21 protein-coding genes are annotated in these 25466 nt (G+C 73.4%); 5 read left to right on the top strand and 16 right to left on the bottom strand.

Features of this window, described 5'->3' with window-relative positions; all coding sequences use genetic code 11:
• Positions 1 to 198: 198 nt before the first annotated feature.
• From AB4K12_RS28510 to AB4K12_RS28445, 14 genes are all read right to left on the bottom strand, one after another.
• Positions 199 to 2091 carry a hypothetical protein gene (locus AB4K12_RS28510; RefSeq protein ID WP_368437398.1) on the bottom strand — a complete coding sequence of 631 codons (1893 nt, stop codon included), beginning with the start codon at positions 2089 to 2091 and terminating at the stop codon, positions 199 to 201.
• Between the two features lie 183 nt (positions 2092 to 2274).
• Positions 2275 to 4080, bottom strand: coding sequence for an ABC-F family ATP-binding cassette domain-containing protein (locus AB4K12_RS28505; protein ID WP_368437397.1), 1806 nt, complete (start codon positions 4078 to 4080; stop codon positions 2275 to 2277).
• Positions 4081 to 4127: 47 nt separating this feature from the next.
• Positions 4128 to 5504, bottom strand: coding sequence for an acyltransferase (locus AB4K12_RS28500; RefSeq protein WP_368437545.1), 1377 nt, complete (start codon positions 5502 to 5504; stop codon positions 4128 to 4130).
• 92 nt (positions 5505 to 5596) lie between these two features.
• A complete protein-coding gene (locus AB4K12_RS28495; RefSeq protein ID WP_368437396.1) occupies positions 5597 to 6496 on the bottom strand; it encodes a 4-(cytidine 5'-diphospho)-2-C-methyl-D-erythritol kinase in 900 nt (299 codons plus the stop codon).
• A 77-nt stretch (positions 6497 to 6573) separates the two neighbouring features.
• Positions 6574 to 6720, bottom strand: coding sequence for a hypothetical protein (locus AB4K12_RS28490; RefSeq protein ID WP_368437395.1), 147 nt, complete (start codon positions 6718 to 6720; stop codon positions 6574 to 6576).
• Positions 6720 to 7595, bottom strand: coding sequence for a 16S rRNA (adenine(1518)-N(6)/adenine(1519)-N(6))-dimethyltransferase RsmA (gene rsmA, locus AB4K12_RS28485; protein WP_368437394.1), 876 nt, complete (start codon positions 7593 to 7595; stop codon positions 6720 to 6722). The genes AB4K12_RS28490 and rsmA overlap by 1 nt, the downstream gene beginning before the upstream one ends.
• Positions 7592 to 9145, bottom strand: a complete 1554-nt coding sequence (locus AB4K12_RS28480) for a ubiquitin-like domain-containing protein (protein WP_368437393.1) — start codon at positions 9143 to 9145, stop codon at positions 7592 to 7594. The genes rsmA and AB4K12_RS28480 overlap by 4 nt, the downstream gene beginning before the upstream one ends.
• Before the next feature lie 93 nt (positions 9146 to 9238).
• On the bottom strand, positions 9239 to 10159 hold the full coding sequence (locus tag AB4K12_RS28475) for a TatD family hydrolase (protein ID WP_368437392.1): 921 nt from the start codon (positions 10157 to 10159) through the stop codon (positions 9239 to 9241).
• 33 nt (positions 10160 to 10192) lie between these two features.
• Complete coding sequence (locus AB4K12_RS28470) at positions 10193 to 10639, bottom strand: hypothetical protein (RefSeq protein WP_362259536.1); 447 nt, start codon at positions 10637 to 10639, stop codon at positions 10193 to 10195.
• Positions 10640 to 10819: 180 nt separating this feature from the next.
• Positions 10820 to 11680 (bottom strand): 16S rRNA (cytidine(1402)-2'-O)-methyltransferase, encoded by an 861-nt coding sequence (gene rsmI / locus AB4K12_RS28465; RefSeq protein ID WP_086569516.1) that lies wholly within the window; start codon positions 11678 to 11680, stop codon positions 10820 to 10822.
• Positions 11681 to 11715: 35 nt separating this feature from the next.
• On the bottom strand, positions 11716 to 12189 hold the full coding sequence (locus AB4K12_RS28460; protein ID WP_368437389.1) for a DUF6299 family protein: 474 nt from the start codon (positions 12187 to 12189) through the stop codon (positions 11716 to 11718).
• A 115-nt stretch (positions 12190 to 12304) separates the two neighbouring features.
• Entirely contained in the window at positions 12305 to 13156 is an 852-nt protein-coding gene (locus AB4K12_RS28455; RefSeq protein ID WP_368437387.1) for an EamA family transporter, read from the bottom strand.
• Position 13157: 1 nt separating this feature from the next.
• Complete coding sequence (locus tag AB4K12_RS28450) at positions 13158 to 14768, bottom strand: penicillin-binding transpeptidase domain-containing protein (RefSeq protein ID WP_368437385.1); 1611 nt, start codon at positions 14766 to 14768, stop codon at positions 13158 to 13160.
• A 114-nt stretch (positions 14769 to 14882) separates the two neighbouring features.
• Positions 14883 to 16655: a dolichyl-phosphate-mannose--protein mannosyltransferase gene (locus AB4K12_RS28445; RefSeq protein WP_368437384.1), complete on the bottom strand. Its 1773-nt coding sequence runs from the start codon at positions 16653 to 16655 to the stop codon at positions 14883 to 14885.
• Positions 16656 to 16857: 202 nt separating this feature from the next.
• Between AB4K12_RS28445 and AB4K12_RS28440 the strand changes: the two genes are divergently transcribed.
• A complete protein-coding gene (locus AB4K12_RS28440) occupies positions 16858 to 18054 on the top strand; it encodes a MarP family serine protease (RefSeq protein WP_368437382.1) in 1197 nt (398 codons plus the stop codon).
• A gap of 45 nt (positions 18055 to 18099) precedes the next feature.
• Here the strand turns inward: AB4K12_RS28440 and AB4K12_RS28435 are convergent, their stop codons facing one another.
• Together AB4K12_RS28435 and AB4K12_RS28430 are read right to left on the bottom strand one after the other, a co-directional pair.
• On the bottom strand, positions 18100 to 19254 hold the full coding sequence (locus AB4K12_RS28435) for an HNH endonuclease family protein (RefSeq protein WP_368437380.1): 1155 nt from the start codon (positions 19252 to 19254) through the stop codon (positions 18100 to 18102).
• 117 nt (positions 19255 to 19371) lie between these two features.
• Positions 19372 to 21402 carry a DHA2 family efflux MFS transporter permease subunit gene (locus AB4K12_RS28430; protein WP_368437379.1) on the bottom strand — a complete coding sequence of 677 codons (2031 nt, stop codon included), beginning with the start codon at positions 21400 to 21402 and terminating at the stop codon, positions 19372 to 19374.
• A gap of 217 nt (positions 21403 to 21619) precedes the next feature.
• Between AB4K12_RS28430 and AB4K12_RS28425 the strand changes: the two genes are divergently transcribed.
• From AB4K12_RS28425 to AB4K12_RS28410, 4 genes are all read left to right on the top strand, one after another.
• Positions 21620 to 22663 (top strand): energy-coupling factor ABC transporter permease, encoded by a 1044-nt coding sequence (locus AB4K12_RS28425; protein WP_368437377.1) that lies wholly within the window; start codon positions 21620 to 21622, stop codon positions 22661 to 22663.
• Between the two features lies 1 nt (position 22664).
• The gene (gene cbiQ, locus AB4K12_RS28420) at positions 22665 to 23429 is read left to right on the top strand and encodes a cobalt ECF transporter T component CbiQ (RefSeq protein WP_368437375.1); all 765 of its coding nucleotides are present in this window, start codon (positions 22665 to 22667) and stop codon (positions 23427 to 23429) included.
• On the top strand, positions 23426 to 24187 hold the full coding sequence (locus AB4K12_RS28415) for an ABC transporter ATP-binding protein (RefSeq protein WP_362263164.1): 762 nt from the start codon (positions 23426 to 23428) through the stop codon (positions 24185 to 24187). The genes cbiQ and AB4K12_RS28415 overlap by 4 nt, the downstream gene beginning before the upstream one ends.
• Before the next feature lie 106 nt (positions 24188 to 24293).
• Complete coding sequence (locus AB4K12_RS28410) at positions 24294 to 25466, top strand: serine hydrolase domain-containing protein (RefSeq protein WP_368437544.1); 1173 nt, start codon at positions 24294 to 24296, stop codon at positions 25464 to 25466.

The raw sequence follows: 25466 nt of genomic DNA, 5'->3' as shown, positions 1-25466 counted from the left end.
GCCCACGGTCTTCCGGCACCCTCTTGCCCCCGGAAGCTACACGCTTGTTCGACGTTCCGCGCCCCTTACCGGTGAGAAGTCCCCCGGAATGCCGAAATCCCTGCCAATCACGTGTACTTCGCGACTGAAACGGATCGTTCAGGCATGTACGCGCGATGGACAGGGATACGGCTCGAGGCGTTCCTCAAACGATCAGTATCAGCTCCCGCCGAAGACCATCGTCAGGTAGTCCTTGCCCAGGCTGTACGAGCTGGGCTTGTTGGCGTAGCTGCCGCCCAGGTAGAGCCGGCCCTGGGCCCACAGGCCCTGGTGGATGGAGGGCGAGAGCCGCCCCTCGGTCTCGGCCGAGGAGTCCGGATTGCGCAGCAGCACATCGGTCTTGAACGTCTTGGGATCGATCCGGACCACGCTGCCGCCCTTGCGGTACGTCGGCTCCTGGTAGGCGATCGGGTAGCCGTCCTTGTCCAGGCCGAGCGGCACCATCGTGGAGCCGGGGACGCCGTCGGTCTTGCCCTTGGACTGGCCGGTGGCCAGGTCGAAGCCGACGATCTCGTTGATGCGGCCGGGCTGCTGGGAGTTACCGCTCTGGTGGTCCTCGGTGGGCAGGTAGAGCGTGTCCTTGGTGACGGCCAGCTTCTGGCAGCCCTCGACGTCCGTCGAGGGGCACTTCGGCGTGAACTTGCCGTTCTGCGTGGAGATCTTGCTGCGCAGCTTGCCTTCCTTGGCGCTGTCGTCGATCACCAGGAAGTCGGAGGCCGCGCTGCCGGTGGAGTCGCCCGCGTCGACCGCGATGATCAGCGGGTCGGTGGACGCCACGTGCACGTACGACAGGCCGGCCGGGACCTTGTACTCCGACTGGATCGCGCCCGACTGCGGGTTGACGGTCTGCACCAGCATCTGGGGCTTGCCGTAGTCCCCGCAGCGGCGGACCGCGACGAGCTTGGAGCCGCCGCCGTAGCCGTCGTCACGGCAGCTCTCGCCGCCCTTGGGCTTCCACAGCTCCTTGCCCTCGGCCAGCGTCCAGGCGGCGCCGCCGCGGATGCCGCCCGCGGCGACCGTGCCGCCGCCGATGGTGACCTCGTCGAAGATGACGTCGCGGTCGCCGTCCTTGACGGTCTGCTGCCAGACCTTCTTGCCGGTGTTGATGTCGAGCACGACGACCTGGGTGCAGGGACCGCCGTACTTGTGCTCGGCGTTCGGCTTGCCGTCCTTGACCACCAGCGCGATCTTGCCGTCGGGCGAGGTCTGCTTGGAGCCCCAGCACAGCTCGCCGTCGAGCGGGTACTCCCACTTCTGGCCGCCGGACAGGCCATAGCCGTTGATCTTGTAGACGTCGGCCTTGGCGAAGGCCTTGTCGCTGACCCACATGCCCTTGACCGTGATCAGGTCGTCGACCTTGGGCGACTCGACGCTGAACAGCAGCTTGCCGTCGACGGTCTTGGGCGCGGGCTTGCCGCCGTCGGCGCCCTGCTTGCCGCTGCCCTGGCTGTTGGAGCCGCCGCCCTTGGCCTCGTCGTCCTTGTCACCGCCCTTGGTGAGGAAGAAGAAGCCGGCGCCGGCAACCAGCACCAGCGCGACCACGGCGGCGATGATGATCATCATGCGCTGCCGGGCCTTGCCGTCCGGCGCGCCGCCCGGGGCGCCGGACGGGAACTGGGCGGTGGGCGGGTACATCCCGAACTGCTGCTGCGCGGGCGGCGGGGCCGCGCCGAAGGCCTGGGTGGGCATGTCGGGGCGGCCCGGGACGCCGGGTCCGGGCTGCGCGGGATAGCCGTAACCGCCCGGAGGGGGCGGCGGGGTCTGGGGTGCGCCCGGCGGGGCCGGCGGAGCGCCCGGCGGGGGCGGGGGCAGGGGCGGGCCCTGCGAGGCCGCGCCCGGCGGCGGGGTCTGGGGGTAGCCGTAGCCCGGCTGCGCGGGCGGCGGGGTCTGGGGATAGCCGTAGCCCGGCTGCGCGGGCGCGCCGGGCGGGGCGGGGGGAACCTGCGGCGGGGCGCCGAAGCCGGGAGGCGGTGCCTGCGGCGCGCCGAAGCCTCCGCCCGGCGGGACCGGAGGGCCCTGCGGTGGCTGTGGGGGCTGGGGCGGCTGTGACATCAGCTTCCTCTTTACGCGCGGGTCCAGGACATGAATCCCGCCAGTGTGCGGCAGGCGAGCGAATGTTCTTTGTACCACCCGTCGCTGACAGCCCAAGGGCCGATCTCAGACCTATCCACCACCTGAGACCGGCCCGTGACGAGACTGTTGCGCTGGACGACTCCGTGCGCGCGCGAGCACCCGTCAGGCGTCGTCGGCGAGTTCGAGCCAGCGCAGCTCGAGCTCGTCACGCTCGCCCGCCAGTTCACGCAGCTCGGCGTCCAGCTTGGCGACCGCCTCGAAGTCCGTGGCCTGTTCGGCGATCCGGGCGTGCAGCTTCGCCTCCTGCTCGCTGATCCGGTCCAGCCGCCGCTCGATCTTCTGCAGCTCCTTCTTGGCCGCGCGGGCGTCGGCGGCCGGCTTGGCCTTCGCGGCCGCCGGAGCGACGGCGGGAACGGCCGCCGCCGCGGCCTCCAGCACACGCTGGCGCCGTTCCAGGTACTCGTCCAGGCCGCGCGGCAGCATCCGCAGCGCGCGGTCGCCGAGCAGCGCGAACACCCGGTCCGTGGTGCGCTCGACGAAGTACCGGTCGTGGCTGATGACGACCATCGAGCCGGGCCAGCCGTCGAGGAGGTCCTCCAGCTGCGTCAGCGTCTCGATGTCCAGGTCGTTCGTCGGCTCGTCCAGGAACAGGACGTTGGGCTCGTCCATCAGCAGCCGCAGGATCTGCAGCCGCCGCCGCTCACCACCGGACAGGTCGCCGACCGGCGTCCACTGCTTCTCCTTGGTGAAGCCGAACTTCTCGCACAGCTGCCCCGCCGTCATCTCCCGGCCCTTGCCGAGGTCCACGCGGTCGCGCACCTGCTGCACGGCCTCCAGGACCCGCTTGGTGGGGTCCAGTTCGACGACCTCCTGCGAGAGGTAGGCCAGCTTCACGGTCTTGCCGACGACGACCTTGCCGCCCGCGGGCTGCTTCTCGCCCTCGGTGGCGGCCGCCTCGGCGAGGGTGCGCAGCAGCGAGGTCTTGCCCGCGCCGTTCACGCCGACCAGGCCGATCCGGTCGCCGGGGCCCAGCTGCCAGGTCAGGTGCTCGATGAGCGCCTTGGGGCCGGCCTGGACGGTGACGTTCTCCAGGTCGAAGACCGTCCGGCCCAGGCGCGAGCTGGCGAACTTCATCAGCTCGGCGCTGTCGCGCGGCGGCGGCACGTCGGCGATGAGCTCGTTGGCGGCCTCGATGCGGAAGCGCGGCTTGCTGGTACGGGCCGGGGCGCCGCGGCGCAGCCAGGCGAGCTCCTTGCGCATCAGGTTCTGCCGCTTGGCCTCCTCGGTGGCGGCGATCCGCTCCCGCTCGGCCCGGGCGAAGACGTAGTCGCTGTAGCCGCCCTCGTACTCGTGGACCGTGCCGCGCTGCACGTCCCACATGCGGGTGCAGACCTGGTCGAGGAACCAGCGGTCGTGGGTGACGCACACCAGCGCCGAGCGGCGCTGCTGGAGGTGGCGGGCGAGCCAGGAGATGCCCTCGACGTCCAGGTGGTTGGTGGGCTCGTCGAGGACGATGAGGTCCTGCTCGGCGATCAGGAGCTTGGCCAGCGCGATGCGGCGGCGCTCGCCACCGGAGAGCGGGGCGATGACGGTGTCCAGGCCCTGCGGGAAGGACGGCAGGTCCAGCCCGCCGAACAGCCCGGTCAGCACGTCGCGGATCTTGGCGCTGCCCGCCCACTCATGGTCGGCCATGTCCCCGAGGACCTCGTGCCGCACGGTGGCGGCGGGGTCGAGGGAGTCGTGCTGGGTGAGCACGCCGAGGCGCACGTGGCCGGCGTGGGTGACGCGCCCCTTGTCGGCGTCCTCGAGCTTGGCGAGGATGCGGATCAGAGTGGTCTTGCCGTCGCCGTTGCGGCCGACCACACCGATCCGGTCGCCCTCGTTGACACCGAGGGAGATGCCGTCGAGAAGGGCACGGGTTCCGTACACCTTGTCGACGGCTTCCAGGTTGACCAGGTTGGCTGCCATGGCGCTGCCGCTCCTTGATTCGTGGGACTCCTCCCAGGATCCCACGCTCAGGCCGGGCGCCCGGCCCGGGGCCGGTGCTGTCCGCGGCCCGCGGCCCGGCCCGCCGCCTCCACCAGCAACCAGCCGGCCGCGGTCATGACGACGGTGGCCGGGGCGGTGACGCGCACGGCCACCAGGACGGCCGTGCGGCCCTGAAGGAGCCCGCCGAAGCCGACCAGGGACAGGCCGAGGACGCCGAAGAGGGCGAGCGTGACGCCGAGCGCCGCGGCCGGCCCGGACAGGCGCCGGGCGCCGGCGGCGCTCCCGCCGCCGACGGGCCTCTCCGCCGCGCGGAAGACGGCGACGAGCGCGGCCGTGACGGCCGCGGCGGCGACGACACGGACCGGGACCTGCGCCCACCACGCGGGGCTCGCGGGGGCGGGCAGCGGGACGTCGAGGGCGAGCAGGGCCCCGTACACGCCCAGCATGGCGGTCAGGTGCCACAGGAACGCCGTCATGGCGATGCCGTTCGCCGCGACCACACCGCGCCACACGCGGGGGCGGGCGACGAGCCGGGCGCCGGGGCCGCGCAGCAGCTCGACGGCGCCCACGAGCCACAGGCCGTGGCAGAGCAGGGCGACCGTCGGCGGCGCCATGTTGCTGACCTTCTCCCCCGGCATGCCGACCATCGACAGCGGGTACGGGCCGAGGGCCACCAGCGCCCCGGCGCCGGTCAGGCCGGCGACGGCCAGCGCGGCGGGCACCCGCGGCGGGCGCAGACGGCCGTCGGCGCGCAGGAAGCCCAGCTGGTGCACGGCCAGCCAGACGAACGCGAAGTTCGCGAACTCCACGAACGGCACCCCGGCCGCGAAGCGCAGCGCGTCCACGGCCACCGCCGCCGCGGCCAGCGCGGCGAACGTGCCCCAGCCGTAGCGCTCGTGGAGGCGCAGCAGCGGCGGGGTGAAGGCGACCATCGCGAGGTAGACGCCGATGAACCACAGGGGCTGGGCGACGAGCCGGGCGGCCACGTCCGTCAGGGCGCCGCCAGCGCCGAGGAGTTGTGCGGCGAGGGCGCCGGCGCTCCAGACGGCGATGAAGACCATGGTGGGCCGCAGCAGGCGCTGCAGCCGGGCCCGCAGGAAGGCGGCGTAGGCGGGGCCGCCGGCCCGGCGGGTGAGGGAGCGGTAGGACAGGGCGTGCGAGAAGCCGCCGACGAAGAAGAACACCGGCATGACCTGGAGCGCCCAGGTCATCAGCTGCAGCCTCGGCTCGACGGCGAGCAGGTTGCCGGCCCGGGCCCGGCCGTCCCCGGCGGTCACGGTGGCCATCAGCCAGTGGCCGAGGACGACGACGGTGAGGGAAGCGACGCGGAGCAGGTCGATGTAGCGGTCGCGGCTTGCCGGGGTCGCGGCGACGACGTCTCGCGCACGGATGTTCGAGGCCATGCGCGTACCCTCGCGCACGGCGTCGGGAACCCACAGGGCGGGGCTACTCATGCGGTGCCTGAGTACGTCCCCGTCCGGGGCCCCCGGGGGTCTCAGCCCCGCAGGACCGTCGCGCCCGGCGCCGGGCCCGATGTCACGCGTACCGCCCGGCAGGTCCCGGAGTCCCGCAGCGCGTCGGCCACCTTCTCGGCCTCCGCCTCGCCGGCGACCAGGAACGCCGTCGTCGGGCCGGAGCCGGAGACCATCGCCGCCAGCGCCCCGGCCCGCGTGCCGGCGTCGAGCGTCGCGGCCAGCGACGGGCGCAGGGAGACGGCGGCGGCCTGCAGGTCGTTGCTCATGGTGGCCGCGAGGGCCGCCGCGTCCCCGGCCGAGAGGGCGGCCGTCAGCGCGGCCGACGGCTCGGGGGCGGGGACGTCCGTGTCCGCGCGCAGGCGGTCGCACTCGGCGTACACCGCGGGCGTGGACAGGCCGCCGTCCGCGACGGCGAAGACCCAGTGGAAAATCCCGCCGGTCTCCAGCGGCGTCAGCAGTTCGCCCCGGCCGCGCCCGAGCGCGGCCCCGCCGACCAGGCTGAACGGCACGTCGCTGCCCAGCTCGGCACAGATCTCCAGCAGCTCTTCGCGCGAGGCGCCCGTTCCCCACAGCGCGTCGCACGCCACGAGGGCGCCCGCGCCGTCCGCGCTGCCGCCCGCCATGCCGCCCGCGACAGGGATGTCCTTGTCGATGTGGATGTGGACGTTCGCGTCCCGGCCGTGGCGCCGGGCCAGCGCCAGGGCGGCACGCGCGGCGAGGTTGGAGTCGTCCAGCGGGACCTTGTCCGCGTCCGGGCCGGAGCACGTCACCCGCAGCTCGTCCGCCGGCGTCACCGTGACCACGTCGTACAGACCGACCGCCAGGAAGACGTTGGCCAGGTCGTGGAAGCCGTCCGGGCGGAGCGGGCCGACCGCGAGCTGGACGTTGACCTTGGCGGGGACGCGAACGGTCACGGACACGGAGCGGGCTCCTCGGGTCGTACGGGAAACGGAAAGGGCACCCCCGATCGTACGGGGGTGCCCGGAAGGCCGGAGGCCTACTCCTCCTCCGCCTCACCGACGAACGGCCGGAGGAAGTGCAGGCTGAACGCCTCGTTGGGGGAGCCGTCCTCGGGGGCGAGCTTGATCTGCGCGCCGATGTGGTCGGCGCGCAGGGCGAGGCCCTTGTCCGAGAGGATGTGCATCAGCCCTGCTTGTTCTCCGCGATCGCCGCGAACTCGTACACCGTCAGCGACTCGCCACGGGCCTGGGGCGAGATCCCGGCCGCGACCAGCGCCGCCTCGGCGGCCGCGGCGGAGCCGGCCCAGCCGGCGAGCGCCGCGCGCAGCGTCTTGCGGCGCTGGGCGAAGGCGGCGTCGACGACGGCGAAGACCTCTTCGCGCGTGGCGGTGGTCTCGATCGGCTTGTCGCGGCGGATCAGGGAGACCAGGCCGGAGTCGACGTTCGGGGCGGGCCAGAAGACGTTGCGGCCGATCGCGCCGGCGCGCTTGACCTCGGCGTACCAGTTGGCCTTGACCGAGGGGACGCCGTAGACCTTGTTGCCGGGCCGGGCGGCGAGGCGGTCGGCGACCTCGGACTGGACCATCACCAGCGTGCGCTCGATGCTGGGGAACCGCTCCAGCATGTGCAGCAGCACGGGCACGGCGACGTTGTAGGGCAGGTTGGCCACGAGCGCGGTGGGCGGCGGGCCGGGCAGCTCCTGGACGTGCATGGCGTCGCTGTGGACCAGCGAGAAGCGGTCGGCGCGGACGGGCATGCGGGCGGCGATGGTGGAGGGCAGGGCCGCGGCGAGCACGTCGTCGATCTCGACGGCGACGACCCGGTCGGCGGCCTCCAGCAGGGCGAGGGTCAGCGACCCGAGCCCGGGGCCGACCTCCACCACGACGTCGTCGGGCCGTACCTCGGCGGTACGGACGATGCGCCGGACGGTGTTGGCGTCGATCACGAAGTTCTGGCCGCGCTGCTTGGTGGGGCGGACCCCGAGGGCGGCGGCCAGTTCGCGGATGTCGGCCGGGCCGAGGAGGGCGCCGGAATCGTCTGTGCTGGGGCTGGAGCTCACCCGTGAAGTTTACGGCCGCACACGGGCCACGGGCTCGCCCCCCGGCTGACGTACAGCTTCTTGGCCCGCGAGGTCTGCTCGGCGGCCGAGGCGTCCTGCGGACGGCCGCTGCCGCCGAGGGAGTGCCAGGTGTGGACGTCGAACTGGTACAGCCCGCCGTAGGTGCCCGAGGGGTCGACCGCGCCGGGGCGCCCGCCGGCCTCGCACTGGGCGAGCCCGGACCAGTTCAGGCCGTCGGCGCCCTGGACGGAGACGGGACGGGCCTTGGTGCCGACCTTGACGATCTGGGTGCGGGGCTGCCTGACGACCTCCGAGGAGATCTTGCGGGGCTTCTGCCGGACGCCGTTGACGGTCCGCAGGGCGTAGGTGACGCGCTCGACGCCCATCTCGCCGTGCTGGGCGACGACCTCGGTGCCCTTGTAGAGCGCGGGGTCCTCGCGGCGCTCGGTGCTGTAGGCGATGGGCTCCTCGCGGGCCTCCTCGCCTCCGGTGATGCGCATGACGGAGATCGTCTGGCCCTCGCGCGGGAAGCTGTCGGGGTCGACGGAGGTGGTGTCCTGGCCGTGCAGGGTGATGCCGGCCGCCTCGATGGCCTCGCGGACGGTGGCGGCGTTGGTGCGCACGGTGCGCTCGCGCCCGTCGGCCACGAAGGTGACGGTGCGCTCGGTGCGGACGTGCAGGTCCAGGCCGTGGCGACCGATGGGGGCGGAGCGGGAGGCGGAGAGGTAGGCGCCCTCGGCGCGCACGCCGAGCTGGCGCAGGGCGCCGTCGACGGTGCGGGCGGTGGTCCACACCTCGCGGCGTTCGCCGTCGAGGGTGAGGGCGACGGGGCGGCCGTAGCGGACGATGACGCGGTCGCCGGAGGCCAGGTCGTGGTGCCTGCCGGGGGCGACGATGTCGTGCTCGCCGACGGTCATGCCCTCGTCGGCCAGCAGTTCCCCGACGTCGCCGGCGAAGGTGTGCAGGGTGCGGGGCTTGCCGTCGACGCTGAGCTGGACGGCCTTGTCGCTGGCGACGAAGGCGGAGGTGCCGCCGGCGAGGAAGGCCACCACCAGGGCCTGGGGCAGCAGCCTGCGCAGCGGCTCGGGGGCGCGCTCGCGCGGCTTCTCCCGGGTGCGTTCGCGGGTGGCGGTGCGCTTGCGGCGGTCGCCCGCGGCCGCCCGGCGGGCGGCGGCCCGGCCGCCGGTGACGGGCGGCTCGACCTCGGGGTCGAGGTCGGGCAGCGCGATGTCGACGGGGGCGTAGAGGGTGCGGGCCGGGGGTTCGTGGGGCAGGACGGGCGGCGGGCCGTAGGAGGGCCCGTAGGGGTTCTCGGTGCCCGCCCGGCCGGGCGCGACGGCCTGCCGGGGCAGCCGGTGCTGCCCGAAGGGCTCGTACGCCTCGTACGGCGGCGCGAACGCCTCGTGCGGCTCGTACACCGCCCCGTGCGGCTCGAAGGCCCCCTGCGGCTCGGGCGTCACATACGGGTCGTGCGGCGCGTACGGGTCGTACGGCTGCGTCTCCGTCGCGGCGCGGGACGAGGCGTGGGGACTGCCCTGTGCATGACTCACGACACTCCATGGGTCCGGCTAGGCCCGGGACTGTAGCGGAGCGGCCCTCACCCTCCAAAGTCGCATAGTCACACGGTGTCGCGAATTCCGGGGTCAGTACCCGAAGGCGCGTGCGGTATTCGCGGCGACTGCCGTGGCCAGGGCGTCCTCGTGGACGCGCTTCGTCTCGGCCATCGCCCGCAAAGTGACCGGAATGAGGTAGGGCGCGTTGGGCCGTCCGCGATACGGCATCGGGGTGAGGAAAGGTGCGTCGGTCTCCACGAGCACCCGCTCGAGGGGGGCCACGGCGAGGGCGTCGCGCAGGTGCCCGGCGTTCTTGAAGGTGACGTTCCCGGCGAAGGACAGGTAGTAGCCGCGCTCGGCGCAGACCTTGGCCATCTCGGCGTCGCCGGAGTAGCAGTGGAAGACGACGGTCTCGGGCGCGCCCTCCTCGGCCAGCACCCGCAGCACGTCGTCGTGGGCGTCGCGGTCGTGAATGACCAGGGCCTTGCCGTGCCGCTTGGCGATGTCGATGTGCCGGCGGAAGGAGTACTCCTGGGCGGCCATGCCCTCGGGGCCGGTGCGGAAGTAGTCGAGGCCGGTCTCGCCGACACCCCGGACCTGCGGGAGTGCGGCGAGCCGGTCGATCTCCTCGAGCGCGGCGTCCAGCGCGGCGTCGCCGCCCGGGGTGCGGACGCCCTGGCGCGACCAGCCGTCGGGGTCGCCGAGGACGATGCGGGGGGCCTCGTTCGGGTGGAGGGCCACGGTCGCCCAGACGGCGTCGTGGGCGGCGGCCGTCTCGGCCGCCCAGCGCGATCCGGCGAGGTCGCAGCCGACCTGGATCACCGTGGTCACACCCACGGAGGCCGCCTTCGCCAGCGCGTCCTCCACGGTGCCCGCCTGCATGTCGAGGTGGGTGTGGGAGTCGGCCACGGGCACGTTCAACGGCTCCGGGAGCGGCGGGGGGACGTCCTTGTCGTCGTTCTTCTTCCGCTCGCCGCTGACCGGGCCGTTGTTCGATGCTGTTGCCGCCATGAGCGCGATTCTAAGTACCGCGCGCGGCCGGGCTCACTTGCGGTGGAAGGGTTTGAGCAGGTCCGACAGGTGCCAGTGGTGCCGGTCCTCGTGCGGTTCGTGCGATCCGCCGTTCTGCAGCGGGCCGGCGGTCGCCTGGGGGACGACCGTACGACCGGGCAGGTGCAGGGCATCGGCGATCTGGGACACCTGCCCGGATTTCATGATGCGCACCACGTGCTCGCCGCAGTTGGAGCAGGTCGGGCGGGTCAGCGGGGACGGCACGCGCTCGCCGTCCGCGTAGTAGAGAACGAAGGGCCGGCCCTCCGCGTCGATGTGGTGTTCTATCGCGTACGACTGTTCCCAGCCGTACCCGCACCTCATGCAGGCGAAGGCATATGACTCGTGCACCGTCTCGAGCGCGCCCGCACCCTGCTGGGTGAGGGTGCGCGTCACGGGGGCGGGTTGAACACCGCTCGAGGCTCCTGCGGTCTCGCTCATGGCAGCTCCTCTTGTCCGCTGGACAAGTCTCTCCGGGATCGGACGTCCCACAACCAGGGAACGCCCATCCCGTCGATGGCGCAGCAGCCCGACCCGCGAATTGGGGCAAACTTGGCGACCACATGCCCTGAGGCGCCGGCTGCCATGCCTAAGCTTTGCTTTTCAGATTAGCCCTTTACTTTACGGTCGATCCTGCTGTGCGGCATTTTTTGCCGCTACGACCGCGTCGAACACCTCGCGCTTGGGCAGGCCGGTTTCGGCCGCGACGGCCGCGATCGCCTCCTTGCGGCGCTCGCCCGCCTCCTCGCGCACCCGCACCCTGCGCACCAGCTCGGCGGGGTCCAGCTCGGCCGGGCCGCGCTCGGCGGCGCCCTCGACGACGATCGTGATCTCGCCGCGCACGCCCTCGGCGGCCCACTCGGCCAGCTCCTTCAGCGGGCCGCGCCGGACCTCCTCGTAGGTCTTGGTCAGCTCCCGGCACACCGCCGCCCGGCGGTCCTCGCCGAAGGCCTCGGCCATGGCGGCGAGGGTGTCGTCCAGCCGGTGCGGGGCCTCGAAGTAGACGAGCGTGCGGCGCTCGTCCGCCACCTCGCGGAGCCGGCCCAGCCGCTCGCCCGCCTTGCGCGGCAGGAAGCCCTCGAAGCAGAACCGGTCCACCGGAAGGCCCGAGACCGCCAGCGCCGTCAGCACGGCCGAGGGGCCGGGCACGGCCGTGACCTTCACGCCCTGCTCGACGGCGGCCGCGACCAGCCGGTAGCCGGGGTCGGACACCGACGGCATCCCGGCGTCGGTGACCAGCAGCACCCGGGCGCCGCCGACGAGGGCCTCGACCAGCTCGGGCGTACGGGCGGACTCGTTGCCCTCGAAGTAGGAGACCACCCGGCCGGTGGTGTGCACCCCCAGGGCCTGGGTGAGCCGGCGCAGCCGGCGGGTGTCCTCGGCGGCGATCACCTCGGCGGCCAGGAGCTCGGCGGCCAGCCGTGGGGGCGCGTCGGCGACGTCGCCGATGGGGGTTCCTGCGAGTACGAGCGTTCCAGTCACCCCTCCATCCTCGCAGGACCCCGGCGGACACCCCTTTAGGGCCCGGCGACGAGCGTGATCTCGCGTTCCGGGGCGATGGTGAGGAAGTGCGGCAGCGGGATGCCCTGCCGGTTCTTCCTGAACTGCATCAGCATGCCGTCGGCACGGGCCGCGCCGGCCCGGTAGCGCATGCGGTAGGGGAGGGAGGCGTGGCGCCAGCGGTGGTCCTTGCCGTCGCAGGTCGCGGTGGAGCCGCCGATGCCGTTGGTGGCGCTGTCGTTGATGCTGCCCTGCTTGATGTTGCTGCCGATGTAGACGGTGCCGGCGGGCGGAGCGAGGGGGGCGCAGCGGTAGGTGCCGGTGAGGGTGACGGTTCCGTCGGGGGCGAGGTGGCCGACGTGGTCGATGGTGAGGTGGTCCGGCGGGCGGACGGGTGCGGCCGCGGCCTGCGGGGCGGTCCCGGTGACGGCGGCGATGGCGGTCAGGGTGGCGGCGCCTGCGGCGATGCCGATCGCCTCACGGATGCGCATGGGCTCGGTATCCCTCCATTTGGAATGGAATGCCAGGAATACCCGAGTCGGCGGCCCCGGTGGTCGCACGTCACCCGCCCGGCGGCGCGTCAGGGGGCGCGGCGCGCCCGCGCGTTCAGCCGGAGTGCAGCATCAGGCCGATCCCGACGACCATCAGCCCCGCCGCCGCGATCCTGGGGCCGCCGAAGCGCTCCTTCATGAACAGCGCGCCGATCGCCGCGCCCGCCAGGATCGACGACTCGCGCAGCGCCGCCACCGGCGCCAGCGCCGCCCGCGTCTGGGCCCACAGCACCAGGCCGTAGGCGAAGACCGACAGCAGGCCGCCGAGCAGGCCCCGGACCGCGAACGGGCGGATCTCGGCGAGAAAGCGGCCGCGCCGCGTGGCCACGGCCCAGGCCGGGATCACCAGCCCCTCGAGGATCATCAGCCACGCGATGTATCCCAGGGGCGAGCCGGAGGCCCGTACGCCCAGGCCGTCGACGACGGTGTACGCGGCGATGGCGAGCCCCGTCGCCGCCGCCGCGCCGACGGCCGCCCAGTCGGGCCGGGCGCCCGAGCCGTGGATGCCCCACAGCGCGAGGCCGACCAGGCCCGCCGAGGCCACCGCGACGCCGGCCAGCTGCTGCCCGCCGGCGAACTCGCCGGCGAAGACGGCGGCCAGGGCGGTGACGGCCAGCGGCGCGGTGCCGCGCGCGATGGGGTACATCTGACCGAAGTCGCCCAGGGTGAACGACCGCATGAGCAGGGCCTGGTAGACGATGTGCAGCACGGCCGAGCCGAGCAGGTACGGCCAGGCCGCGTCCGCCGGCGGCGCCACGAACGCCAGCATCGCCAGTCCGCACACCGCACCGCCGCCGCCCACCAGCGTGAAGGCGAGCAGCTGGTCCCTGATGCCGTGCGCGATGGCGTTCCAGCCGGCGTGGGTGACGGCCGCGACGAGCACCGCGGCGACGACGAGCGGGGTCACGCTAGTCCGCGCGCAGGACCGCGGCGACGATCGGCCCGGCCGAGTCGCCGCCGTGCCCGCCCTGCGGGACGACCGCGGCCGCCGCGACGTCGCCCCGGTAGGCGGTGAACCAGCCGTTGGGCGCGCTCTGGCCGTCGACCTCGGCGGAGCCGGTCTTGGCGCCGACGTCCCCGCCCAGCCCGGACATCGCCCGCGCGCCCGTACCGGAGACGGCCGTCAGCCGCATCATCGAGCGCAGGTCCCGGGCGGCGGACGGCGACAGCGACCGGGCGGCCTTGGCCACCTGGCGGTCGTCCAGCGCGGGGTCCACGAGGTAGGGCTGGTGGAACGAGCCGGTGCGCACGGTCGCGGCGACCGAGGCCATGTTCAGCGGGCTCATCTGCACCCGGCCCTGACCGATCATCGCGGCGGCCTTGCCGGCGCCGGCGTCGGCGGGCACCTTGCCGTCGAAGGCGCCCACGCCGACCTTCCAGTCGAGCCCGAGGCCGAAGACGTCCCGGGCCTGGGCGGCGAGCGCGTCGTCGCCGACCTGGCCGGCCAGCGAGATGAAGGCGGTGTTGCAGGAGGCGGCGAAGTCCTGGGCGAAGGTGGCCTTGGGGTTCTCGCTGTCCTCGACGTTGTGGAAGGTCATGCCGTAGGTGGCGTTCTTCGGGCACGGCAGCGCCTTGCCCGGCGCGGCCTTGCCCTGCTCGAGCAGCAGCGCGGCGGTGACGACCTTCATCGTGGAGCCGGGCGCCGTCTGGCCGTTGAGCGCCGGGTTGAACTCCGTCTTCTGCGCGTTGGCGATCGCCAGGATCTCGCCGGTGCTCGGCTTCACGGCGACGACGGAGGCGTCGGAGCGGCGGGAGACGGCCGACTCTGCGGCCCGCTGGACGTTCGCGCTGAGGGTGGTTTTCAGCCGGGCGGCCTTGCCCTGGGAGACGGTGTGCAGGGTCCGGGCGGCCGTGGCCCCGGGGGCGCCGGCCCGTACCTCGACCGCCGGCTCGCCGCCCGCCTTCTCGCCGAAGCGCTTGCGCAGTTCGGGCAGGAGGTAGGTCAGCGAGGGGTAGGCCTTGACGTCCAGTTCGGCTCCGTCGCGGTCGACGACGGTGACCGGCGGCGCCCCGACGGCGCCGGTCGTCAGCGCCTGGCCCGGCGCGAGGTCCGGGTGCAGGACCGTGGGCCGCCAGCCGACGACCGGGCGGCCCCCGGCGCCGCGGACGACGGCCAGCGAGGCGTCGTACGTCCAGGTCGAGCGCTGCTTGCCGTGGACGACCTCGGCGGTGACGGCGTACGGCACCGTGGCGCCCGTGGCCGGTCCCTGCTTGAACGTCACCTTCTGGACGTGGGCGGCGTCGTGGTAGCCGGTCAGCGCCGCCGTGGCCGCCCGCGAGTCATTGGTCAGGCCGGCGGCCTTGTCGGCGTCGCCGGCCGCCCACGCGGCGAGGAACGCGCGCGCGGTTCTCTCGGTCTCGGCCGCCGTGGGCGGACCGGTCGGCGCGGGCGCCGCGCGCGTGCCGCCCGAGTCGTTGCCGCCCGCGACGGCGTCCACCAGGTTGTAGGCCCCCAGTCCGGCCGCCCCCACGATCGCGACGGTGACTCCCCCGACGGCGATCTTCACACCAGTGCGCATCTCCCCAGTCCCTCCCCCGGGTTTTAATCATCCGATTAAAACCCGGGTCGCACTGTACGGGACCTCAGTGACGCATGGGAGTGAATTGGCCGGAAACAGACCCTTGCGCGGGGGTCAGATCCAGGTGTCGAACCACATCCGGTTGCGCCAGGCGTCCAGCGGAATCGCCTGGCCGGTGTAGAGCGGGAAGAAGTAGACGAAGTTCCACGCGATGAGCAGGACCAGCGTGCCCGCCCCGACCGCGCCCACGACCCGGCGCCGTTCCGAGGCCTCCTTCGGCCCCAGCACCGCCCCGATCATCATGGCCACCGCCAGACACAGGAACGGCACGAAGACCACCGCGTAGAAGACGAAAATCGTCCGCTCCTGGTAGAGGAACCAGGGCAGGTAGCCGGCCGCCACCGCGCACAGGATCCCGCCGGCGCGCCAGTCGCGCCGCAGCGCCCACCGGTAGAGCAGGTACAGCAGCGCGAAGCACGCCGCCCACCACAGCAGCGGGGTGCCCAGCGCGAGCACCTCGCGCGCGCACTTGTCGCCGGCGTCCACCGGGCAGCCGTCGCGGCCGGGGCCCGGGGACTCGTAGAAGTACGACACCGGCCGGGACTGGACCAGCCAGCTCCAGGGGTTCGACTGGTAGGTGTGCGGCGAGGTGAGGTTGGTGTTGAAGTCCCACACCTGCTCCTCGTAATGCCACAGGCTGCGCAGCGGGTTGAGGATCCCGGCGAGGAAGCCGTCGGGGCTGTAGCCGCCCTCGGTCTCCGCCCAGTGCCGGTAGTAGCCGCTCTTCTGCCAGCCGGTGGTCTCGCCGTACGTCCCGCTGTTGGCGAACCAGCCCGTCCAGGAGGCGACGTAGACGCCCAGCGCCACCGGCACGGTGGACGCGAACGCCCAGGGCACGTCCCGCCGCAGCGTCGAGCGCCACGGCCGCCGGGCCCCCGCCACCCGCCGCGAGCCCACGTCCCACAGCACCGTCAGCAGCCCGAACGCCGCCAGATAGACGGCGCCGTTCCACTTGGTGGCGAAGGCCAGCCCCAGGCACACCCCTGCCGCCAACCGCCAGGGCCGCAGGCCCAGCCGCAGCCGGTCCCCGACGTCGGCGTCCGGCAGCGCGTCCGGGCCGTCGGCGAGCTCCGCCGCCAGGCGCCCGCGCGCCGCGTCCCGGTCCACGAGCAGGCACCCGAAGGCGGCCAGCACGAAGAACATCAGCACCGAGTCCAGCAGCGCCGTGCGGCTCATCACGAAGTGCAGCCCGTCCACGGCGAGCAGCGCGCCCGCCAGGCACCCCAGGAACGTCGACCGGAACATCCGCCGCCCGATGCGGCACAGCATGAGCACCGACAGGGTGCCCAGCAGCGCCACCATGAAGCGCCAGCCGTAGGGGTTCAGCCCGTGCAGCCACTCGCCGGCGGCGATGACCCACTTGCCGACGGGCGGGTGGACGACATAGCCGATGGCGTCCGGGACGTCGGTATGACCGGCGACGATCCGGTCGTTGATGTCCTTGTCCTTGCCCCAGTCGGCCTCGTAGCCGTTCTTCAGCAGGGCCCAGGCGTCCTTGGCGTAGTACGTCTCGTCGAATATGACGGCCTTGGGGCTGCCGAGGTGCCAGAACCGGATCCCCCCGGCCAGCAGCGCCACCAGCAGCGGACCGGCCCACCCCATGGACAGCGCCAGCAGGCGCGCGGCCGCCGGGGAGGCACCCATCGCCGCCCACAGCCGCGTGCCGGGCTCGGGGTACGGCGGCACCAGCCGCTCGCGCACCCCGGTCAGTGCCGTCGCGTGGCGGGGGCCCGCGTAGCCGAAGCGGCGGAGTCTGCGCTGCCACGGAGGCGGCTGCTCGTCCGTCGGTCGGCCCTGCCGGGCATGCGTCGCGGTGTCACTGGTCACCGCGCCATCGTAGGGAACGAGCCTGTGGGAGTCCCGGGGGCGCCGCGCGGTCGGGGGCGCGGGCCCGGCGCGAAGCGGACCGACGTGGCGTACGCCATGAATTCGCCATGAAGGGGAACCACGAACGTCCGTGCGGGCGTTTTTACGGGTCCACACCTGTGGACGCGGTCGGGGGGCGCGTGCGTGAAGAAAGGGCTCCGCGTTGAACCTGATCGATCTGCTGCTGTTGCTGATAGTCGTCGGCTATGCCGTGTCCGGCTACCGGCGCGGCCTGGTGGCCAGCGCCGTGCTGCTCGCCGGGTTCCTCGGTGGCGCCGTGCTGGGCGTGTGGGCGCTGCCCTACGTGCTGCGGCCCTTCGAGGCGGGGACGGCGACGGCCGCGATCGTCGCGGTGCTCGTCGTGCTCGTCCCGGCCGCCATGGGCCACGCCCTGGCCGCCCGCCTCGCCTGGCGGCTGCGCTCGCGGCTGACGTGGGCGCCCGTGCGGGGCGTCGACGGGGTGGGCGGCGCGGTGGTCAACTCGCTGGCCGTACTGCTGGTGGGCTGGATGGCCGCGAGCGTGCTGGTCTCCGCGAACTCGACGCTGCTGACCCGGGAGATCAAGGAGTCGGCACTGCTGGGCGCGGTGCAGAAGTCCATGCCGGAGCAGGCCCCCACCTGGTTCAGCCGCACCACGGACGCGCTGGCGGGGGCGGGCTTCCCCCAGGTCTTCAACCCCTTCGAGAGCGAGCCCGCCACGAGCGTCGCCCCGCCGTCCGGCGACGCGGTCACCCCCACCGCGACCCAGGCGGCACGCTCGAGCGTCGTCAAGGTCGAGGGCGTCGCGGACGTCGGCGGCGGCCGGCGCGGCCAGGAGGGCAGCGGCTTCGTCTTCTCCCACGAGCATGTGATGACCAACGCGCACGTGGTCGCCGGCGTGAACGACCCGACCGTCAAGGTCGGCGGCGTCGGGCGCGCCTACCGCGCGAAGGTGGTCCTCTTCGACCCCAGGACGGACGTGGCCGTCCTCGACGTGCCGGGGCTGCCGGCGCCCGTGCTGCCCTTCGACAAGAGCGCCAAGCGCGGCGACGCGGCGGTCGTCGCGGGCTTCCCCGAGAACGGCGGCCTGGACCTGCGGGCCGCCACCGTCGCCAACGAGGTGCGCGCCAAGGGCCAGGACATCTACGGCGACGGCATCACCACCCGCGAGGTCTACTCCGTGCGCTCCACGGTCCGCCCGGGCAACTCCGGCGGCCCGCTGCTGACGACGTCCGGCAAGGTCTACGGCGTCGTGTTCGCCCGCTCCACCGCCGACGCGGAGACCGGCTACGTCCTGACCGCCGGCCAGGTCGCGTCCGCCGCACGGCGTGCGGCGGACGCGACGACCCCGGTGAGCACGGGGAGCCGGGCGGCGCTGTGACCTCTCGGTCCGCCCCGCCCGGCGCCCGCTAAGGACGACCGGCGGTCAGCACTTGCCGAGGATCTGCAGCAGCTTCTCCTTCTCCGCCGGGGTGACGCTCAGCCCGTAGTAGTCCTTCACCGCGACCCACGCCTGGCTGTAGGGGCACTCGGCGCCCTTCGGCAGCCACTGCTCCGGGCCCTTGTCGCCCTTGGTGCGGTTGCTCCAGGTGGACACCACGATCAGCTGCGGCGCGGCGGTCATGTCGTTGGCGAACTCCAGGCGCTTCTCGGGCGACCAGTTGTTCGCCCCCGAACCCCACGCGTGCCGCAGCGGCACGATGTGGTCGACGTCGACGTGCATCGGGTCGATGATCTTCCGGCCGTCGTACTCGCTGCGCCACTCGCCGCCGACCACCCGGCACGGGCCGTCGAGCGTGGCGGGCACGACGGACTGGTGCTTGAGCGCGAGGTCACGGGTGGTGCACCGGTTGGGGCCGTGCAGGGCCCAGCAGGAGGCGCCGCCGAAGTGCTTGCGGTCGTAGCCCTTGCTGTTGAAGGGCTTGACGTCCAGGTCCTGCAGCAGGCGCGTGGCCTCGTCACGGTCCGGGACGTTCTTGGGCCACTTCGCGGGGAAGCTGCGGTAGCTGCCATGGGCGCCCGGCGCGGCCGGTGCGGCCTTGGCGGGGTTCGCGGCGGCCTTGGCGGGGTTCGCCGGGGTCTTGGCGTGCGTGTCGGGCGCCGTCTTGGCGGGCATGTCCGCAGTGGCCTTGGCAGGATCCGCCGGGGTCTTCGCGGGCGCGTCCGACGCCGCCTTGACGGGCATGTCCGCCGGGGCCTTGTGGTGGTGCGCGTTCTCGTCGTGCTCGGCCTTGGGGGCCGCGTGCTCCTTGCTCTCCTTGCTCTCCTTGCTCTCGTTGTTCTCCTTGCTCTCGTTGTTCTCCTTGGTCTCCTTCGGCTCCTTGGGCGCGACCTTCGGGGGCGTCGTGTAGATGTCCCCCTCCCATGCCGACGGGCCCTCGCAGTCGACCTCCTCGTAGTCCATCGGCCGGGCCGCCTCCAGCGGCCGCACGGAGAGTCCGTGCACGAAGTCCGGGCCGGGCGGAGGGAGGGCGTGGGCGTCGGTGGCCGGGAGCGCCGCCAGCACCAGGGCGGCGGCCGCGGTGAGGGACGCGAGGATCGGACGGCGGTACCGGCGTCCGGATATGTCCTGGGAACGCATGCAATCTCCTTTTCGGACGACAAGCCGATGCAGCTGCTTGAGGAGTGCGCTCAAAAAAGCCGTATACACCGCAGAGATGATGAATTCACCCGCCCGGCCCTGATGCTTGCCGACCCCTCACACGCCCGTCCGGTCCCGCGCGTGCTCGTCCTCCTCCAGCAGCCGTTCCGCGAGGTTGTCCAGGGCGCGGTCCATGCGCGCCCGGTCCTCCGGGTCGGCGACGTCCCAGTCGTCGAGGTGGTCCGCGAGCCATGAGCGCCAGGCCGCGCCCAGCCGGTCGAGTTCCGCCTCGCCGGCGGGCGTCAGGAGCAGCCGGTCGCCGTCCACGCGCGCGTACCCGGCGGCGGCCGTCCGGGCGAAGGCCGGCTCCAGCACCTCCGGCGGCATCCGGTGGGCCGTCGCCACCGACGCGAGGCTCGCCTCGCCGCGCACGCGCAGCCGCCAGTGGATCTGGCCGAGGGTCCACGCCTCGACCGGGCCGAGCCGGCTGCCGGACGCCTCGAGGACCTGCAGGCTGACCGGCCCGTCCTTGGCCGTGCGCATCACACCGGCCACCGCGCGCTCCAGCTGCCGGTCGGCCTCGGCCGAGTCCGGCGCGGCGAACGCCTCCCCCATGTCCGAGGCGCCCGCCCGCGCGCTGTCGCGCAGCGGCACCTCCTTGAGGAACCAGGCCACGACAAAGCCGAGCAGCGCGACCGGCACGACCCACCGGAAGACGTAGTCCACGGTCGCCGCGTAGGCGTCGATCACCGGCGCGGCCAGATCGGGCGGCAGCGCCCGCAGGTCCTGAGGGCTCAGGACGGCCGAGACGGGCACGCCGGGCGCCCGGCTGAGCGCGTCCAGCAGGTTGGGCTCGAGCCGGCCGCTGTAGAGGGTGCCGAAGACGGCCGTGCCGAAGGAGCTGCCGAGGGTGCGGAAGAAGGTGACGCCGGAGGTGGCCGTGCCCAGTTCGCGGTACGCGACCGTGTTCTGCACGGCGATGGTCAGCACCTGCATGGCCAGGCCGATGCCGAGCCCGAGGACGAGCATGTACAGCGACTCCAGCCACACGCCCGTGGTCCGGCCCATCGTGGACATCAGGTACAGGCCCAGGGCCGTCACGGCCATTCCGGCGACCGGGAACCAACGGTAGCGGCCGGTGCGGCTGACGACCGTGCCGGAGAGCATCGAGGTGCCCAGCAGTCCGGCGACCAGCGGCAGGGTCCGTACGCCCGACATGGTGGCGGAGACCCCGTCGACGTACTGCAGGTAGGTCGGCAGGTAGGTCATCGCCCCGAGCAGCGCGAAGCCCACGATGAAGCTGAGGATGGAGCAGACGGTGAAGACGGGGTTGCGGAAGAGGTGCATGGGGAGCATGGGCTCCTTCGCCCGGAGCTCCACGAGGACGAAGGCGGCGAGCAGCAGCACCGCGCCCACAAGCAGCCCGATGATCACCGACGAGCCCCAGGCGTACTCGTTCCCGCCCCACTCCAGGGCCAGGACCAGCCCCGAGGAGCCGAGGGCGACGAGCACGATGCCCGCGTAGTCGACGACCGGGCGGACGGCCGAGCGGACGACCGGGATGTTCCGGGCGGCCATGACGACCATGACGATCGCCACGGGGACGTTGACGTAGAAGCACCAGCGCCAGGTGGCGTGGTCGGTGAAGACGCCGCCGAGGGTCGGCCCGACGACGGTGGTCACGCCGAACACGGCGCCGAGGGCGCCCTGGTACTTGCCGCGCTCGCGCAGCGGGATGACGTCCGCGATCAGCGCCATGGCCGTGACCATCAGCCCGCCCCCGCCGACGCCCTGCACGGCGCGGGCGGCGATCAGCATGGGCATGGAGGTCGCGGCGCCCGCGAAGACCGAGCCGCCGACGAAGACGACCGCGCTCACCTGGAAGACCACCTTGCGGCCGAACAGGTCGCCGAACTTGCCGACCAGGACCGTGGAGACCGTCTCGGCCAGCAGGTAGGCCGTCACCACCCAGGCCATGTGCCCGCCGCCGCCCAGGTCCGCGACGATCGTGGGCAGCGCGGTCGAGACGATCGTCTGGTCGAGGGCGGCGAGCAGCATGCCGAGCACGATCGTGACGAAGACGAGGTTGGTGCGGCGGCGGCCGAGCGCCGGGGGTGCGGGCGGGGCGGTTGCGGTGGCCGTGGTCATCGTGACGTACCTCCCGTGCCCAGCATTCGGTCAGCCGCCCGGCCGCGCCACCTCTGGCGGGCGCGGGGTCGAGCCAGGGGCGCGCAGTCGCGTGTCGCACGCTCTTGCCACTTGTTCGCAGCTGCCCCCTATCATCGAGCGCTCACGACGAGCGGTTCACGCGAGGAGTGGAAACGCCTGGACCAGTGACGAAAGCGCAAACGGACGGAGCACCGCCATGCACGTACCCGACGGGTTCATCGACGCCCCCGTCTCCCTGGCCGCCGGTGCCGTCGCCGCCACGGCCGTCGCGGTCAGCCTGCGCGGGGCACGGCGGGAGCTCGACGAGCGGACGGCCCCGCTGGCCGGGCTCGTGGCCGCGTTCGTCTTCGCCGTCCAGATGCTGAACTTCCCCGTCGCCGCCGGCACCAGCGGGCATCTGCTGGGCGGCGCGCTGGCGGCGATCCTCGTCGGCCCCTATACCGGCGTCCTCTGTATATCCGTGGTGCTGCTGATGCAGGGCGTGCTGTTCGCGGACGGCGGTCTCACCGCGCTCGGCGTGAACGTCTGCGACATGGCCGTCGTCACGACGGTCGTCGCCTACGCCCTCTTCCGGCTGCTGGCGACCGCGCTGCCGCGGCGGCGCTCCTCGGTGACCGCCGCCGCGTTCGTGGCCGCTCTGGTGTCCGTACCGGCCGCGGCCGGGGCCTTCACCCTCCTGTACGCGCTGGGCGGCACGACGGACGTGCCGATCGGCAAGGTGTTCACGGCCATGGTCGGCGTGCACGTCCTCATCGGCCTCGGCGAGGCGGCGATCACCGCGCTGACCGTGGGCGCGGTCGTGGCCGTGCGGCCCGACCTGGTGTACGGCGCGCGCGGGCTGGCCAAGCCGCTCGAGCTGCGCAGGGCCGACGGAACGGTGATCGAGCCCGTCATCTCGCCCGTCGCCCCGCGCCCGGTCCGCCGCCTCGCGCTCGTCGGCCTCCTCGCCGCCCTCGCCCTCGCCGGCTTCGTCAGCTACTACGCCTCCACCAGCCCCGACGGCCTGGAGAAGGTCGCCCACGACAAGGGCATCGACAGCAAGGCCGAGGAGCACGCCGCCAAGGACTCGCCGCTGGCGGACTACCAGGTCAAGGACGTCGGCGACGAGCGGATCTCGGGCGGCCTGGCCGGCGTGATCGGCGTGGGGGCGACGCTGGCGGTGGGCACGGGCGTGTTCCTCACCGTCCGCCGGCGCCGCTCCCGGGCCGCGGCCGCCCCGGCGGGATCCGAGGCCGTCTGACATGGGAGCGGGTCACGCCCACAAGCTCTACCGGCACGCGCGCTCGCCCGTGCACGCCCTGCCGCCGCACTGCAAGATCGCGGCCGTCTTCTGCTTCGTGCTCGTCGTGGTCGCCACCCCGCGCGAGGCGCTGTGGGCCTTCGGGCTGTACGCGCTGCTGCTGGCCGTCGTCACGGCCGCGGCCCGCGTCCCGGCGGCCTTCCTGCTGCGCCGGCTGCTGATCGAGGTGCCGTTCGTGGCCTTCGCCGTGCTGCTGCCGTTCGTGGCCCAGGGCGAGCGGGTGACGGTCTGGGGACTGTCGCTCAGCGAATCCGGCCTGTGGGGCGCCTGGAACATCCTCGCCAAGGGGACGCTGGGCGTCGCCGCGTCGGTGCTGCTGGCCTCGACGACCGAGCTGCGCGCGCTGCTGCTGGGGCTGCAGCGGCTGCGGATGCCCCCGCTGCTGGTTCAGATCGCGTCCTTCATGATCCGCTACGGCGACGTGGTCACGGACGAGATGCGCCGCATGCGCATCGCCCGCGAGTCCCGCGGCTTCACCGCGCGCGGCGTACGCCACTGGAGGGTGCTGGCCACGTCGGCGGGGGCGCTGTTCATCCGCTCCTACGAGCGCGGCGAGCGCGTCCACCTGGCCATGGTGAGCCGGGGCTACACGGGCACGATGCCCGTGATCGACGAGGTGACGGCGACGCGTGCGCAGTGGACGTACGCCGCCGCGCTGCCGCTGGCCGCGCTGGCGGTCCGCCTGACCGGATGGATCCTGACATGACCCCTGCCACGCCCCCCTCGCTCGAGGTCTCCGGCCTCGCCTTCGCCTACCCCGACGGCCACCAGGCCCTCTTCGGCGTCGACCTGTCCGTCGGGCGCGGCGAGCGCGTCGCCCTGCTCGGGCCCAACGGCGCCGGCAAGACCACGCTCGTCCTCCACCTCAACGGCATCCTCGGCGGCGGCGCGGGCTCGGTGCGGGTGGCCGGGCTGCCCGTGGACAAGCGCCACCTCGCCGAGATCCGCCGCCGCGTCGGCATCGTCTTCCAGGACCCCGACGACCAGCTCTTCATGCCCACCGTGCGCGAGGACGTGGCCTTCGGCCCGGCGGCGGCCGGGCTGCGCGGGGCGGAGCTGGCCGCCTGTGTGGACCGGGCGCTGGCCCGGGTCGGCATGTCCGGCTACGCCGACCGGCCCCCGCACCACCTCTCCTTCGGCCAGCGGCGGCGGGTGGCCGTGGCCACCGTCCTGGCCATGGAGCCGGAGATCCTCGTCCTCGACGAGCCGTCCTCCAACCTCGACCCGGCCTCCCGCCGGGAGCTCGCCGACATCCTGCGCTCCCTGGACGTCACCGTGCTGATGGTCACCCACGACCTGCCGTACGCCCTGGAGCTGTGCGAGCGTTCGGTGGTGCTCAGCGACGGCGTCATCGCCGCGGACGGCCCCACGCGGGAGCTGTTGTGCGACGAGGAGCTGATGGCCGCGCACCGGCTGGAGCTGCCGTTCGGCTTCGACCCGCGCTCGGTGGCCCTGCGGGGCTGAGCACCCCCCTGGTCCCGAGCACCCCCGGTCACGATGCACCATGGTGGATGGATTTGTTGTGATCGGCACGTGGGAGCGGGAAACAGTGGCGGACGGGGACGTGGACGTGGACGTCCAGGGCACGGTGGCGGACGGTTTCGAACCGGTCCGGGACGCCTTCGCCGACAACTTCGCCCGGCGCGGTGAGCGCGGCGCGGCCCTGACCGTCTACCGGGACGGGCGCAGGGTCGTCGACCTGTGGGGCGGCGCGCGCGACGCCGACGGGGGCACGGAGCCGTGGCGGCGCGGCACCGCGCAGGTCGTCCGCTCCGCCACCAAGGGCGTGGCCGCCGCGGTCCTGCTCGTGCTGCACCAGCGCGGGCAGGTCGATCTGGACGCGCCGGTGGGCACGTACTGGCCGGAGTTCAAGGCGAACGGCAAGGACCGCGTCCTCGTGCGGCACCTGCTCGCGCACCGCGCCGGGCTGCCCGTGCTGGACACCCCGCTCACCCCCGCCCAGGCCGTCGACGGCGTCAGCGGGCCGCGGGCCGTCGCCGCGCAGGCCCCGGCCTGGGAGCCGGGCACCGACCACGGCTACCACGCGCAGACGTACAGCTGGCTGCTCGGCGAGCTGGTGCTGCGGGTGACCGGGCGGAGCATCGGCGAGTGGGTGGCGGAGGAGATATCCGGCCCGCTGGGCCTGGACCTGTGGATCGGCCTGCCGGACGCCGAACGCGCCCGGGTCGGCCGCGTCGCCCCCGTCACGGCCCCGGCCGCCCCCGCCTCCGCCGGCCTGCGCGTACGCCCCAAGGCGTCGGTCGCCGACGCCTACCGCGACCCGCAATCGCTGACGCACCGCGCGTTCGCCGCGATCGAGCCGCCCGCCGACGAGAACGACCCCGCCTACCGCGCCGCCGAGCTGCCCGCCTCGGCGGGCATCGCCACGGCCGACGCGCTGGCCCGCTTCTACGCCTCGCTCATCGGCGTGGTGGACGGCGGCCGGCGCCTGTTCGCCCCCGCCACGCTGACCATGGCCCGTACGGAGGAGTCGGCCGGCCCGGACCGCGTCCTGGTCGTGAACACCCGCTTCGGCCTGGGATACATGCTCCACGGCCCGGCCTCGCCGCTGCTGGCCCCCGGCTCGTTCGGCCACCCGGGCCGCGGCGGGTCGCTGGCCTTCGCCGACCCCGAGTCGGGGATCGCGTTCGGCTACGTCACCAACGGCATGCAGAAGAACGTGACGGCCGACCCGCGCGCCCAGGCCCTGGTGCGGGCGGTTGGCAGGGCGCTGGCGGGGTAG

Source organism: Streptomyces sp. C36 (genome assembly GCF_040932295.1).
In the GTDB taxonomy this organism is placed as follows: domain Bacteria; phylum Actinomycetota; class Actinomycetes; order Streptomycetales; family Streptomycetaceae; genus Streptomyces; species Streptomyces triculaminicus.
Note: the sequence above shows the minus strand (reverse complement) of the source record. Positions and strands in the feature narration are given on the sequence as shown.